General features: G+C 51.1%; 8 protein-coding genes and 1 other RNA gene. 1 reads left to right on the forward strand and 8 read right to left on the reverse strand.

From position 1 onward, the window contains the following. Positions 1–86: 86 nt before the first annotated feature. Positions 87–2,927 carry a glycosyl hydrolase family 28-related protein gene (locus tag ACFPQ4_RS14740; RefSeq protein WP_378112634.1) on the reverse strand — a complete coding sequence of 947 codons (2,841 nt, stop codon included), beginning with the start codon at positions 2,925–2,927 and terminating at the stop codon, positions 87–89. Positions 2,928–3,483: 556 nt separating this feature from the next. Between ACFPQ4_RS14740 and ACFPQ4_RS14745 the strand changes: the two genes are divergently transcribed. After that, positions 3,484–4,344 carry a hypothetical protein gene (locus ACFPQ4_RS14745; protein ID WP_378112635.1) on the forward strand — a complete coding sequence of 287 codons (861 nt, stop codon included), beginning with the start codon at positions 3,484–3,486 and terminating at the stop codon, positions 4,342–4,344. A 492-nt stretch (positions 4,345–4,836) separates the two neighbouring features. On the opposite strand, the gene ACFPQ4_RS14750 is transcribed toward ACFPQ4_RS14745, so the two are convergent. From ACFPQ4_RS14750 to ACFPQ4_RS14775, 7 genes are all read right to left on the reverse strand, one after another. Further along, positions 4,837–6,693, reverse strand: a complete 1,857-nt coding sequence (locus ACFPQ4_RS14750) for a DUF5050 domain-containing protein (RefSeq protein ID WP_378112636.1) — start codon at positions 6,691–6,693, stop codon at positions 4,837–4,839. 420 nt (positions 6,694–7,113) lie between these two features. Beyond that, positions 7,114–7,287: a hypothetical protein gene (locus ACFPQ4_RS24780; RefSeq protein WP_465251454.1), complete on the reverse strand. Its 174-nt coding sequence runs from the start codon at positions 7,285–7,287 to the stop codon at positions 7,114–7,116. Between the two features lie 374 nt (positions 7,288–7,661). After that, positions 7,662–8,026, reverse strand: a transfer-messenger RNA (tmRNA) gene (gene ssrA, locus ACFPQ4_RS14755). A 178-nt stretch (positions 8,027–8,204) separates the two neighbouring features. After that, positions 8,205–8,696 carry an SsrA-binding protein SmpB gene (gene smpB, locus ACFPQ4_RS14760; RefSeq protein ID WP_378112637.1) on the reverse strand — a complete coding sequence of 164 codons (492 nt, stop codon included), beginning with the start codon at positions 8,694–8,696 and terminating at the stop codon, positions 8,205–8,207. 103 nt (positions 8,697–8,799) lie between these two features. Next, entirely contained in the window at positions 8,800–9,732 is a 933-nt protein-coding gene (gene pyrB, locus ACFPQ4_RS14765; RefSeq protein ID WP_378112638.1) for an aspartate carbamoyltransferase, read from the reverse strand. 134 nt (positions 9,733–9,866) lie between these two features. Continuing rightward, complete coding sequence (gene rnr, locus ACFPQ4_RS14770; RefSeq protein WP_378112698.1) at positions 9,867–12,917, reverse strand: ribonuclease R; 3,051 nt, start codon at positions 12,915–12,917, stop codon at positions 9,867–9,869. A gap of 191 nt (positions 12,918–13,108) precedes the next feature. Then, on the reverse strand, positions 13,109–14,536 hold the full coding sequence (locus tag ACFPQ4_RS14775) for a sialate O-acetylesterase (protein ID WP_378112639.1): 1,428 nt from the start codon (positions 14,534–14,536) through the stop codon (positions 13,109–13,111). Position 14,537 lies beyond the last annotated feature (1 nt).

Consider the following 14,537-nt stretch of genomic DNA (forward strand, 5'->3'; position numbering starts at 1 on the left):
ACCTTCCTACTCTTAGCCAATAACTTTCTTGACTTCGTACTTTTATTATAGCAGAAGTTTTGGTCTCCACCTAAAACGTCTGTAGCTTAAGCTTTGTTCGAGAGCTTCTTCTTACGATAAATTATCGTTCCGACCGCGCCTACAATGACGATTGCCGAGATAATACCGATCAAGACGCCGGCGTTGCCGCCCGAGGAATCCTTCGCATCGCCCGCATTCACTGCGGCAGACTCGGCTGGAGCAGCGGAAGCGGATGGCGTGCTCTCGCTAGCCTCGGATTTGCTGGATACAGGAACGACGAACGGATTCACCGTCAAGTTGTTCGTCCATGCCGCCGCCTTCTTAAAGGTGATGCCTGTCGGCGTTATAATCGACGTTTGCACGGTGAACTGCGGTTCTTTGCCTGCGTTCAACATAGCTTTGGAAGAGGATACGGACGTCGTATCAAGCTTAATCTTGCCGGCATTCAACTTACCGAAGCCGTATTCACCCGAATTGGCGAAGTTGCCCAACTGGAACCCAATCGTTCCGTTCTCCAACTCGAGCGCGTATTTCGGCGAGCCCCACAGGTCGATGCTGAAGAACGTCGACTCCCCGCTATAAGTCGGACTGGATTCGAAGTAACGCGTATCATCACCTGCGCCGATCGAGACGATCTGCGTATTGATGAAGTCAATTCCGCCCTCGCCCAAGCCTTCGAACACCATAGACTTCGTCGAACCGTCGACGCCCAGACCGAGGCTAACGCCGGACGGCCCCTTGCCGTTCTCAGACGTAAGCGTAACGCCCTTATATGAACCGTAATGGAAGTCGTTATACAGCGTCTCGTTACTGACGTCGCCGAGCACAAGGAAATTCAAGTTTTTCGCTCCGTAATCATAGGACGAGCTGTTATTTCCTTTGGGCGAATTCGCCCATCCGCCGAACTTCGACTCGCTACCGGCCGCGTACACGAGCGTATTGAATTGCAGATTGTAGATTTTGCCGCCGGTTGAACCCCCTCCCGCCTTGATCGCATTATGGAACACATGTCCGGCAACGAAATCGATATAGTGGTTATCCGTCTTGTACGTGAACAGGTCGATCCCGTTATAGACGGCGCGAATGCCGACGTTAATGATGTAGGCATTGCTTCCCGTAACTTGGATCATATAAGGATAGGCGGCCACGACGAACGGATCCGCGGACACTTGCTCCGGATAGTTGAACGTTAGACCACGGATTCCCGCATCCGCCGACAGCTTCAGGAATGGCTCGCCCGACTCGTTGTCCCGGTCTGCGTATACCTCGATCGTACTTCCCGGACCTGTAGGAACCGTGCTGTTATCGACGGATCCCTTCAGTTCTACGCCAGTCGGCACGGTCAGATGACCCAGCACCTTATACTTGCCCGGCGGCAGGAATACGACTCCGCCCCCGTCCGCTTCAGCCTTATCCAGCGCTGACTGAATAGCCGCCGTATTGTCTGAGTTGCCGTCGTTCTTCGCATTAAACGGAGCGTCGGTGACGACATACAACGCCATTCTAGCCGGTTTGTGCTCTTCCGGCGTTACATCCGGGAAAACAGGCAGCTTCTTCACTTCGGTCGGTTCATTCTTAATAATCGTAATATAACGCGAGTTGTTCTCGATCTTCGCTTCTTCTTTGAAGCGGTTGCCTATAATGTTACCGCGAGACTCGGTGCCCAGCACGATTTGAGGAGCGGCATTGTTGAAGTCGGAGTCCGATGCCACCAATGTGCCGCCTTGCATATCGACCGCGCCGCTGTTAATCGTACATTGCTGCATCAACACCTTGGTCGTCGAAGTCGCATCCACCGCGATCGCTTTCGTAACGGCATCGATCGTACAGCCGCTGAGCTGGATCGTGCCCGCGCGATTCGGGTCGATTACGATGCCCGACTCGCTCTGCTCGATGTTCACGTTCGTGAACATGACGCCTACATCGCTCGTTCCCTCGAACCTGATGCCCGTCTTACATTTAATTAGATGAAGTCCATAGTTGTGTCCGTTCGCCGAAGCGCCCTCGCTCGTCTTCGACAGGCCCGATAGAAATCCGACACTATACCCTTCAACGGTAATGAATCCGGTGTAAGACCAGTCGTTCCGCCGCATGACGATGCCGGTTCCGTTATCGTAAATCCACTTCTCGTACGCGCTTCCTACAGCCGGCGAATTCGGAAGCCCCGATCCGGCCCAGTACGCCGGCGAAAGGTCGATGAAGTCGATTCTCCCGACGTCGACGATGTTATCGATCTCAATGCCTCGGGAGAGCGGCGTACCGTAGATCCCTTGAATAACCGGCGCGGTACCTCCGTTCTTTCGGGAAAAGATTACGCCGCTGTATGCGTTCACGAGCGTAATGTTCTTCGCATTCGCGAATTCGTTACCGAAGTAGTTCGGCTTGCCGAACAGTATCGCCGGCGGATAAGGCGCAATGCTGTCCGGCAGCTGCTCCGGATACCAGATCGCCATGTCCCGCACGGCCGACGATGTCACCATCGTCATGAACGGCGTCGCTTCCTCGTCACCTCGTCCGGCATAAGCCATCAGGATCGTGCCTTTGACTGGCTCACCCTTCACAGGCTTGCTCCATTCGCCGCGCAGCGTTACGCCCTTCGGCACTTCCAGATTGCCGCGAATGACGTATTTACCCTCAGGAACGAACAAGGTGCCGCCGCCTAATCTGAAGAGCGAGTCCAGCAGTTGCTGGAAAACCGCGGTTACATCGGTCACTCCGTCGCCCGTCGCACCGTAATCCGCAACGTTGTATGCGGCGACGAACGTATCGATCGTATCGTATTTCGGCTCGATCAGCCTCCAGCTCGGCGCTGGATCCGCCGCCGAAGCTTGCTCTGCCCCGATGAAAGTCATGCTGGCACACAGCGTTAAAAAAACTAGCGCATATCCGATCAATTTCTTGAGCATTCGCATCTCTCGTAAAGTCCCCTTTGCTATTTGCCTCTCAGTTACACATTATAGGTGAATTGACAGATCTCCCAAATGTGATGAATGCAAAGTTTATACGCTTTTCTTGGCTTGTTGGGGGAGCCCTTTAATGGCCCTTTCGCTCCCCAAACGCCCCCGCTTCATTTCATGGCGGGGCTTGTGTCGCTTTTTCTATGGTGTCGCCGCCAGGGGAGTATTCAATTCTTTATTGGAATGGCTGACGAAGCCTACTCGACGATGACAACCTTAGCGGTAGAATTAGATGCCCTGCTCGTCCACTTCGTTCCCTGTGCGCGGTCGGACTGGGGTGACTGCCCATCTTTGCCCACAAAAAAACTCTGACCTCGTGCGGTCAGAGTTTTTATGGTGGAGCCGAGGGGAGTGGGTACCTATAAAGTACATAAACAAACGTTCCTTCGGTCTACTTAGGAAGAAGTTTATTTAAAAATTTTGCTTTCATTAAGCTAACGGGAGATTTGTTTAATGATAAAATGGCAGTAATATTAATATCAAATGATGTAAAATAGGAGATATTATGGAGAAGGTTGCTTTGGCGTTTGGTGTACTGGTCCTATGGGGGCTGATAGGCATGACTAAGTTCCGCCTTTTAGCTCTCATATTCGGAAAAAAGACTTCTTTTGAAATACCAGAGGGAAACGAAAATATTGTTAATCGAAATGGTGCGGTAGAGCGGTTAGATACCACGGTAAAACAAGAAAGATTGGCTGATCGTCATTACCCAGAGTTAGGGACGGATTCAATATTGAAAATGAATGGTCCAGACTTTGAATATTTAGTGTCCTGTTTTAGCGACGTATTCACCCCCTACGGGTGCTCTCTGACACGATGGAATGAGATGATTCAAAAATCGGGCTTTGAAACCAAGGGGAAGCTAGTGCCCCTTAGACAATTCGCCACGGTAGGGCAAAAATCCATTTGGGAAGTTTATTCGATATTTGGGGCAATAGAAGAAAATAATGAGGTCGATTATTTATCCAGTATTGCAATGCTCGATGAAAATGGACAATGGCACGAAGGCGATTACGATTGTCGTTTTTTTATTAATTTCTCAAATAATTACATTAAGATTACATCAAAAATCGAAACGGTAAGCGATATAATCGCAGAGGGAATGAAGTATTGTAGTGCTATTTCGTTCAACAGCGTCATCACCGGCATTTCAAAGGTGCCATCGCAATCTTCCTATAACCGATTCGGTTATAATTGGTTAATTACAGTTGAATCTGAAGATGGCTATGCTATTGAATTCGAAGAACATCCCTTTAGAGATTATGTTGATCAATTGAAAATTGGGACTAAGATTTGTATTACTGGCAGTTTATCGATATATCAGGAGTGCACGATATGCCGTGTTGATCGGCTCTCTATACTGTGAAATAGGTAAGAAGATCCTCGAAGACCCGGCTGTTAAGGAACAAGATGGATTTGTCCTGGTTTTGGGAAGTGATTGGGCTAGGGACACGACACTTTAAAAGCTGCCGCGGCGGTCGTTTTTGCGTTAAGGGGCAGGATAGTTCAACTAGTTAATTAATACAAGTACGAAGCATTTGTTAAGACGTGAATTAACCGTTAGATGTAAGAACCGAGGCGTGGCGCAACTGGAGGGCCAAATATTTTGGAAAATATTCTCCTGTTGGAAAACCATGGATTGCGAGACATCAAACTAATTAATGGTGATTCTAATAGAAATCACCCCCTGGTGTTACCGAAACAATAAAGTTGTTCTATTTACTATATAGTCGTTTAATTTCACAATTAGGTTGATCCTTACTTCAGGTTTGGAAAATACGAATTTTAGGAAATTGTGTTAAAAGCACGGTCACAACCCATCAAGTAGGTGCACCCGTGCTCTCGTTAATAAACACCCTTATTTGGTAATGGATATATCTGCTTCAAAATAACCGTCGTATTTAAGTCTAGTGTAAATGATCTTGTCGGCAGTATTGAGTGCCATGAAAGAAAAATTAAAAAGTAATACACTTTTAAGTTCTTTTCCATTCAGAGAATAGACATGGACCCTATCACTGTAGAAGTGGTCAAATGTTATAATTCGATCTTTATAAACTTCGAGTATGCTCTCGCTCACGCTGCCGACTTTAAAAAGGGTTTGTTCGTTCTTTCCATTTAGATCTCGTTTATAAATAGTTTCATCTTTTTTGTAGATAATCGAGTCATCGAGAATATGGAAACCTCTAAGGTAGTCTAACGTGAACAACGTTTTAATTGCTGGCTTTTTGGATTTATAATCATAAGTTTTAACAGTCTCCGGATATGTTTTGGTATTTGTTTGTGTTGTTAAGTAAAAAAGTTTACCATCCTTCATGTACATAGAGCTATCCGGGGAATCATTACCGATTTGCTTGAGATGCGTTCCGGAGGTATCCATTTGGTATAACTTGCTAATACCTCCACAACCATCTGTGCCCTTGCATCCAGGCAATCCATTGATAAATATCTGCCCATCACCAACTGTATATGAAAGTGGCCACAAATAATTATTTTTTTTATTTGGAGTTAGTATCATCTGTTTCTTAGATCCATCTGTTTTCATTTTCCAAAGCGAGTGATTTTTCTCATAATACAACCAGTCTTCATATACGCTAAACCTCGGCGAGCTGACTGTATCTAGTTTTTTCGCATTAGCACTATTAATTGGTCTGGAGTAAATGGCCTCTTTTGTAACATCTTTAATGAAAAATATCTGATCTTTATATTCAACCTCACTACTTGCAGGTGCGAAAGTGCCCTCTGTTGAAAGGGTATCTGACGTTTTCGAGGTGATAATTCTACCATTTTTGTAGAAGCGAGTAAGGGAGTGTGCTTTAAACGGTACTACTTCTTTTAACATAGGCAAATGATATACGACAGATCCTAAATGAGTAAACAGGTTACCGATCTGATCACTAAGAATAACATGGTTTGTTACTAATGAACCGTAAGTCTTATAACCATAATTAGGCCTCAACGAAGATTGAGATGAACCTGGAGCATTGAATGTGACGGTACGAACTATATTTGAATCATAAGGTATTTTGACTAAAGCATCCTTCAACTCTAAGACTTTTTGCTGCAACTCATTTATACCTTCTACATTCTCGCCTTCCTTTATCTTTGGAAGTACAAGGTCCGATTCCAATTTTCTCTCTTTGATAAGCACCGTCATTACTTGCGCCAAGTATCCGCCAAGTGAATGACCGGTAATATATATTTTGGACGTTGGATATGCAGCGATAACAGCCGCAATGTTAAGCGCGCCCATTTTTTCTTGTTGCGAGTCTAGGTTTCCTGGTTCAAGAAGAATATTTATGTCCGCCATAATATCGCCTACTTCTTTTAAGGCAGTCCCTCTATAGGCGATAACCAACTCATTGGTACTTTCATTTCTAAAAATTGAAAATCCAATTCCAGATTGGTCGGGGTCATCAAAAGTTTTGACTAACTTCCAGTTTTTAAGTTCGTCTATTAGAGATGTCGCTTTAACGGATGCCAAATCACTTAATACGCCATCATGTACTTCCTTTAATTGTTTCAAATCCTGGATGCTCTTTCCTATATCTGTTGAATTGAAGTGGACATACGCGAGCGAACTAAAAATCAGCAAATGCGAGTCATTCAGTGTATTAGCTTTCGTTTCAGCTGAAGCAATTTGCAAGTTCCCCAGGAAAAGAAAACAGGAAATCATAAGCAGAATTAGCTTCGTTTTTATACGTCGTTGTTTATGCATTAGGGAATCCTCCAGTAACGGCATGATGTTAATTCTATTAAATAATAACATTCGCTAGGATGCTAAAGTATAAAAATCACCTTAAAAATGCAGCTGATGCGTGCTCTCACATCAGTCCCGATAATCTTTTGGGTTGTGGGTGCGAATAGCAGCACAGCACATTACTATGTAACACATAGATTTAATAAAGTCACTCTCACATGTTAGATACGTTAAAAATAAAATGTTTTTATTGTCAGAAGTTAGATGAGTGTGGCAAAAACATTGGGAAGTCTAGCTCGTTAATGAACAACTATTTTGTCACAAGACACCTGGACTTCAGTTTCTGAAGTAACAAGACTATAAGTCGCTGATTCCTGTATTCAACAGGAGTCAGCTTGTTTAGTTTCCCTATCTTCGTTGTAAAAACGGATGTATTCTTCAATTCGTCTTTGTAGGACCTATGGAAATTGGAGTTCCCAAAATCGTCTCCAATTTTGTCTGAAGTACCATTTCCTTACTGGTAATGTCCCGAAGAGTATCCCTGACACTGGAATTAATTAGAAGAACATCGTTAATCGTTGCTTCTGGCGTTTTCACCATAGTAATTATCATTAAGCTCCTAACGGGCACTATAGCTCAATTCATCGCATCATCAAGAGCTGTATTCCGTTTCAAAAGTAGATTCTTAAACTAATAGATCTACTTAGCTTCCGTTCGCTCCCCAAACGCCCCCGCCTCATTTCATGGCGGGGCTTGTGTCGCTTTTTCTATGGCGGCGCCGCTGGGGAGTATTCAATTCTTTATTGAAGTGGCTGACGAAGCTTATTCGACGATGACAAACTTAGCGGTAGAATTGAATTGCGTGCTCAGACTGCATAGCAGTCTTCCGCGCGATCGAACCCCCTATCCTCCTTCGGATCGGGGCGACGCCCCTCGGCTTTCCACCATAACAAAAAAACTCTGACCTCGTGCGGTCAGAGTTTTTATGGTGGAGCCGAGGGGAGTCGAACCCCTGTCCGAAGACAACGCCACATATGCTTCTACGGGTGTAGTCCCAGATTTGATGTCACCCGAGAGACGCCCCGGAACCGGCTTCTCGTTGGGTCAGCCTGATTGTCTTCTTCAGCTAGCCCCAGGCGGAGACTAGACAGCGTATCCCACTAAAGTTGAGCCCCTATCCCGCCACATGGGCGATGGAGAGTAGAAGCCTAGTAGCTGTTTCTTAGGCAGCTAAAGCTAGAGTTGGTTGTTGTTTGCCGTTTAATAGGCTTTCCGCGTTGTTAAAGTAGCCGCAGCCCTACTACCCGCTACACATGCTCGAACTATCCCCGTCGAATCCATAAACGGCCCCGGATAGCGGAATGTCTCATCGCCAGAGCGATGGGACTTCCTTAAGCGTTACCCGTTACGGTAACTTAACACGCTTGCGACTTAACTTACTTGTTTATTATAGCACGCTTATCGCGGTATTACCTAAAGTATTACTGCCAACGTTGGTGCAACGTGCCACCAATGCCATCCCGCCGAATTTATTTCGGGAAGCTAACCTTCTGCTTTTCCCGCAGGATGCGCTGAATATCTCGCTCCACGTCGCGCTTAGCCGCGGTCTCGCGCTTGTCGAACTGCTTCTTGCCTCGGCCGACGCCGATGAGCAGCTTCGCGTAACCGTTCTTGATGTACACTTTAAGCGGTACGAGCGTGTAGCCTTCCCGCTTCACCGTGGCGAGCATCTTCTTGATCTGAGCCTTGTGCAGCAACAGCTTGCGCGCGCGCGTCGGATCGGCCGGATTGTGAATATTGCCCTGAGCGAACGGAGCGATATGCATATTATGCAGGAACATCTCGCCGTTACGGATCGTTGCGAACGCATCGTTCAGGTTGGAGCGGCCCGTACGGAGAGACTTGATCTCCGTGCCCGTAAGCACCATCCCCGCTTCGATCGCTTCTTCGATGAAGTAATCGTGGGAAGCTTTCTTATTCTGAGCGAGCGGTTTGTCAAAAAAATCTTTCTTCTTCGCCACTTTCCTCCACCTCCTATGAATCTTGCGCGAGCGACGACGTTCGGACATTCATTATATCACGCGCCGAAGATCCCTTTCAATCGCCGCCGCTCCGCGCAAAATGTTACTTCCCGGCGCCTCCGAAGCATTTGTCGATCAGAGCCATCCGAATGTACAGCCCGTTTACCGCTTGGCGGAAATACGCCGCTCGAGGGTCGCTGTCGACCTCTTCCGCGATTTCGCCCGCGCGAGGCAACGGATGCAGCACAATCGCTTCTTGCTTCAACCGGCTCATGAGCTCGCTGTCCACGATATACTTACCGGACGCCTTCTCGTATTCCTCGACCGAAGGGAATCGCTCCTTCTGAATCCGAGTCTGATACAGCACGTCGATCGTTCCCGCTACCGAATCCAGATCGCTCGTCTCCTCATAGCGGATGCCCTTCTCTTCCATGTACTTCTTCACGTTATCCGGGATGCGCACGTTATCCGGAGAGATGTAGTAGATCATGACTTCCTGATAGTTAGCCAAAATATAGCTCAAAGAGTGAACCGTCCGTCCGTAAGCGAGATCTCCCACCATGGCGATCTTCAGCCCGTCGATCCGTCCGAACTCTTTGCGAATCGTATAGGCATCAAGCAGCGCTTGCGTAGGATGCTCTCCCGCGCCGTCTCCCGCGTTGATGACCGGAATGTCGGCTACTTTGGCCGCCCGCTTAGCCGCGCCGATATCCGTATGTCGCATTACGATAACGTCGCTATAGCCGCTTACGATGCGGATCGTATCTTCCAGCGTCTCGCCTTTGATCGCGGACGAGAATTGCGCCGCGTTCTCTGTGCCGATAACGCCTCCGCCCAGCCGATGCATCGCCGATTCGAAGCTTAGCCGCGTCCGCGTGCTGGCCTCGAAGAACAGCGTCGTCATGATCTTGCCCTCATAACGCCGATCTCCGCCGCGCGCAACGACTTGTTCCATCTCTTGCGCTGCATCGAACAGTTGCTCCAGCTCGTCCTTCGCGAACTGCTTGGCCCCTAACACATGATAAAGCTCCTTCATTCCTATCCGCCTCCCCGTTTGCACTATTTAATATCCTATAAGATACGTCGCATTTTGTCTAATGGATCTGAAGACCCTGTTCGCTCATAAGAAACCACCCGGCATTGTTGCCCGCCAGGTGGCCTCCATCTTCTTTATTCGGTCGGTTTCTTGCGTCTCTTCGGTTTATCCGCTCCCGCTACTGCTCCCGCTTCCGGCGACTGCGGTTGAACCGCGCTCGAAGCGCCGCTCCTGCCAGCTCCGCCTTTGCGACCCTGGCCGCCTTGGCCACCGCCACCTGGCTTACCGCCGCCCGGTTTGCCGCCGCGTCCGCCGCCTCTGCGAGATCCTTGCGGTTTGCCGCCGTCCCCGCCATCGCCGCCGTCATCCCCGTCGCGCGCATAAATACCGGACACGGGGAGTCCCCACATGTCGATCTTCTTGCCGCCTCTGCGTTTCGTCGGTTGCGCGTCCGGCGCTACGACTGCCGCAGCCGCGGCGGCAGGATTGCGGCGAATCCGCTCCTCCTGGCCGTGAGCCTGCGCGGCTTTAACCTCTATCGGCCCGTCATTGCTCCAGAACTTGCCGCTCCCGCCGTCGCCGCCGAGAATATCGCGATTACCGGCGGAATCTCCGCCGCCATTGTTGGCTCCGCGGTTTTTGCCGCCTTTAGGCGGTCTACCCTCGAATGCGGGCTTTCCGCCGCCACCGCCGCCTGCACCCGCGCTAGCACCGGCAATGCCGCCCAAGCCGCCCTTACCGACTTTCCCCCCAGCAGCGTTGCCTCCAACACCCGGCTTGCTGCCGAACGCCGCTTTACCTCCGCGACCGCCGCCCGCCTCGCCAGGCTTGCCGCCGCGTCCAGCTCCGCCTGCTCCCGGCTTACCGCCTCCGCGCTGCTCGCCGCCACGTCCGCGGCCTCCGCCGCCTCTATCGTCGCCGCGCCCTCCGCGGCCGCCGAACCCTGCAGCCCCGAAGCCGCCCGCTCCGCGATTCTTCTTCTTGAAACCGCCGCCGGCGCCTTGCCCGCGCGCATCTACCAAGCTAACGCGGCTGCCGCTTCGCGACTTCATGTCGACCATCTCGAAGTCGATTGTATGGTCGTCCATATTCACGCGGCCTACGCGGATTTTCACCTCGTCGCCGATCCGGTACACCTTCGACGTGCGCTCTCCGATGAGCGCCATATGCAACTCGTGAAAGTGATAATAGTCGTCCGTCAGATCGCTCAGACGAATAAGCCCTTCCACCGTATTTTCGAGCTCGATGAACATCCCGAAGCTTGTCACGCCACTGATCATGCCGGTAAATTCCTCGCCGATCTTATCGAGCATGAACTCTGCTTTCTTCAGCTTCTCCGTATCCCGCTCCGCCTCGACCGCCACGCGCTCGCGTTCCGAAGACTGCAACGCGATATCGCTCATCCGCGCCGCCAGCGCCTCGAACCGGCCTTCCGGCAGCATGCCGCCGTTCTCCAGCACCTCGCGCATAACGCGATGCACCACCAGATCCGGATAGCGCCGGATCGGCGACGTGAAGTGCGTATAGAACTCCGCCGCCAAGCCAAAGTGTCCCAAGCTCTCGGAATCGTACTTCGCCTGCTTCATAGACCGAAGCATCATCGTGCTGATGACCGTTTCTTCCTTCGATCCGCGAATCTCTTCCAATAACGTCTGAAGCGCCCGCGGATGAACGGTGTTCCCCTTGCCCTTCACCGCGTAGCCGAAATTGCCCGCGAACTGCATGAAGTGCATCAGCTTCTCGCCGTCCGGATCTTCGTGAATCCGATAGATGAACGGCACTTTCAGCCAGTGGAAATGCTCCGCTACCGTCTCGTTCGCCGCCAGCATGAATTCCTCGATGATCTGCTCCGCGATCGAACGCTCGCGCTTCACGATATCGACCGGCTTGCCCTCCGCGTCCACGATAACCTTCGACTCCTGGAAGTCGAAGTCGATCGCGCCGCGGCGCATCCGCTGTCCGCGCAAAGCCATCGCCAGCTCGCGCATCTGCTTAAACGTATCGACCAATCCCGCATACTTTTCCGTAACCTCGGGATCCTCTTCGTTCAATATTTTACGAACGTTCGTATAGGTCATGCGCTCCGTCGTCCTAATGACGCTCGTGAACACCTCGTGACGCACCCGGCGCATCGTCTTCGGTTCGAATTCCATCTCGCACGACATCGTGAGCCGATCCACTTTGGGATTCAACGAACAGATGCCATTGGACAGCCGGTGCGGCAGCATCGGAATGACCCGATCGACCAAGTAGACGCTGCATCCGCGATTGTACGCTTCTTCGTCCAGCTTCGACTTCTCGCGTACGTAATAGCTCACGTCCGCGATATGCACGCCAAGCAGGAAGTTGCCGTTTTCCAGCAACTCCACGTTAACCGCATCGTCCAAATCCTTGGCGTCTTCGCCGTCGATCGTCACGATGACTTTATTGCGCAAATCCCGGCGGCCTTGCCGTTGGATCTCTTCCTCGGTAATCGCGTCCGGCGCAGCCTCCGCTTCTTCCATCGTCTCCTCCGGGAAGCTCTCCGGAAGTCCATGCTTACGAATAATGCTTAGAATATCGACGCCCGGATCATCTTTATGTCCTAAAATTTCGATAATTTCGCCTTCGGCCGCAGAACGCCCTTCCGGATAACGGATTACGCTCGCTACGACCTTCTGCCCGGTCACGGCGCCTTTGAAATTTTCCGCGCGAATGAAAATATCTTTCTGGATCCGTTTGTCGTCCGGCACGACGAATCCGAAGCTCTCGTGGTGGTTGAACACGCCGACGACCTGCGTCACCGCGCGCTTCACGATGCGGACGATCTCGCCCTCGAGCTTGCCGTTGGTTACGTTTTTCGCGCTAACCCGCGCCAACACGATATCGCCGTTCATCGTCCCTTTCATATCGTTCGCGTGAATGTACAGATCGGGATGTTCCTTCTCGTCGGGAATGAGGAATGCGAATCCTTTAGGATGCGCCTGAATCCGTCCCCGCAACAAGTTCATTCTCTCGGGCACGCCATAGCGGTCTTGGCGTGTCATAATAACTTTTCCATCTTGTTCCATATCAGTTAACATACGCAGAAAACTTTTGAATTCCACTGCGTCCGATATGCCAAAATGCTTCTCTAGCTCTTGGTACGTCATCGGCTTATACGCGGTTTCGCGCATAAAATCGAGCAGTTCCTGCTCCGTACACATAGGCATCCGTATCACCTCGTCCTCAGTATAGTATACGCAGTTTGTGACATCGGCAATCGGATGAACGCCCCTTGTCCTCCAACAAGCATAAACGTTTTGCCACCTTATTAACAAGAAGAATGGAAAAATTGTCCTGCAAGGAGCATGTCTTCAAGCCAAAAACCCCAGGCTAGGATCACCCGGGGCTTACGTTAATTTCCTTCTATTCTCAATCCGTAAAATGAAAGCATCGGCCAACCCGTCGCGTCGTCGAACGGGACGTAATACGCAGGATTCGTCTCGAAGGCTCCATGCACGAACGCGTCGCCTTGCGGCAATCGATCTACAACGAGTCGAACTTCGCTCGGCCCTTCGATCCGCCATGCCTGTACGGCGATCCGTCCGAACGCGTCTTCTACTGCGAACGCGTCTTCCTTCGTATGCGAGAGCAAATGGCCTTTCACGTCTTCGAACAGGACTGCGATTTCCGCTCTACCGCCATCTCCGGATTCCGACGCGACAGCAACATGCGCCTTAATGGCATTCGGCGCGAGACCGTGCCGGGCAGAAGTGCCGTACACCGCTTTCAACGCGACGTCCGCGAGCCGTTCGCCGATCGTGCGATTAGCAATAGGTCCGTTATGGATGTTGTCGCAGACGCGGCAATCAATGGAGGGTACGATTCCGACGCCGGGAATGTTTATCGCCGCCCGCCGCTGCGCGTCCCGCACTTTCCCCCAGCATCGATCGAGCGCGTCGGACGTTTCCCACCCGATTAGGCGATTGAGCTGAACGGTCAGAATGGGCAACGCAGAATCGCCAAGATCTTCTCTGAGCCGGTTAGTGAACGTTTCGAATCTATCGTAATACGTCTCGGCTTCACCGCTCTCCGGCACGTTCGCGTCCGAGCAGCCTTGATACCAGACAACCCCGCGTACGGATCCCCCCGCATGTCGCACGATAGCCTGCATATTCCGGTACAACTCGCCGCTCTCCTCCGGATTCCAACTGCGCAGATGGGATCCGCCTAGCGCTGCCGGCAGCAGACCGATCGGATAACCTAACGAACGCTTCAACAGCTTGCCGAACTTGAGAAAAGGCGAATGCGCCGGATTCGACCACTCACGGTTCGCCGGAAACATCGTATCCGTCGGATCGTTCAGCGGATGCGTCGCCAAATCCCATCGTCCGTTCAGCCGCAGCATATGAACGCCCATCTCCGGCGCGTCGTCGTATTCGCCGCGGCCGTAACCGGCGGCGTTGCTCTGGCCGGCGATAACCCAAATGTCGCCGACGCCGACATGGTGGATCATGTCTCCGCGAACCGGCCATTCCATCGCGGGATCGTCCTTGCGCATGCGCAGGCAAGTCTCGATGCGGTACAACCCGCCTACCGGCACATTAAGCGCAATGCGCCATTGTTGCCCCGGGGCCATCTCGCAAGGCTGCCAAGCAACGACGACTTCCCCGCTCGCCTCAAGCACGACGCGAGCGAACGCTTGCAGCCGTGCCGGATCATATTCCTTGCTTAGATGCCAGTTCCCTTGAAGCGTCATCGAGGCGAAGCCGTTCTTATGTTGCAGGACGGTCCATGCGGCAGGGCCTTGCTCGATCACGATCCCGTCGATCTTGTTCTCCACT

The organism is Cohnella yongneupensis, from assembly GCF_042655785.1.
Classification (GTDB): Bacteria; Bacillota; Bacilli; order Paenibacillales; family Paenibacillaceae; genus Cohnella; species Cohnella yongneupensis.

Bases quoted from the DNA above. Each gene is read 5' to 3' on its own strand.
- ACFPQ4_RS14750 (WP_378112636.1), bottom strand. From the start codon at position 6,693: ATGCATAAACAACGACGTATAAAAACGAAGCTAATTCTGCTTATGATT.
- ACFPQ4_RS24780 (WP_465251454.1), bottom strand. From the start codon at position 7,287: ATGATAATTACTATGGTGAAAACGCCAGAAGCAACGATTAACGATGTT.
- ACFPQ4_RS14745 (WP_378112635.1), top strand. From the start codon at position 3,484: ATGGAGAAGGTTGCTTTGGCGTTTGGTGTACTGGTCCTATGGGGGCTG.
- ACFPQ4_RS14740 (WP_378112634.1), bottom strand. From the start codon at position 2,927: ATGCTCAAGAAATTGATCGGATATGCGCTAGTTTTTTTAACGCTGTGT.
- pyrB (WP_378112638.1), bottom strand. From the start codon at position 9,732: ATGAAGGAGCTTTATCATGTGTTAGGGGCCAAGCAGTTCGCGAAGGAC.
- rnr (WP_378112698.1), bottom strand. From the start codon at position 12,917: ATGTGTACGGAGCAGGAACTGCTCGATTTTATGCGCGAAACCGCGTAT.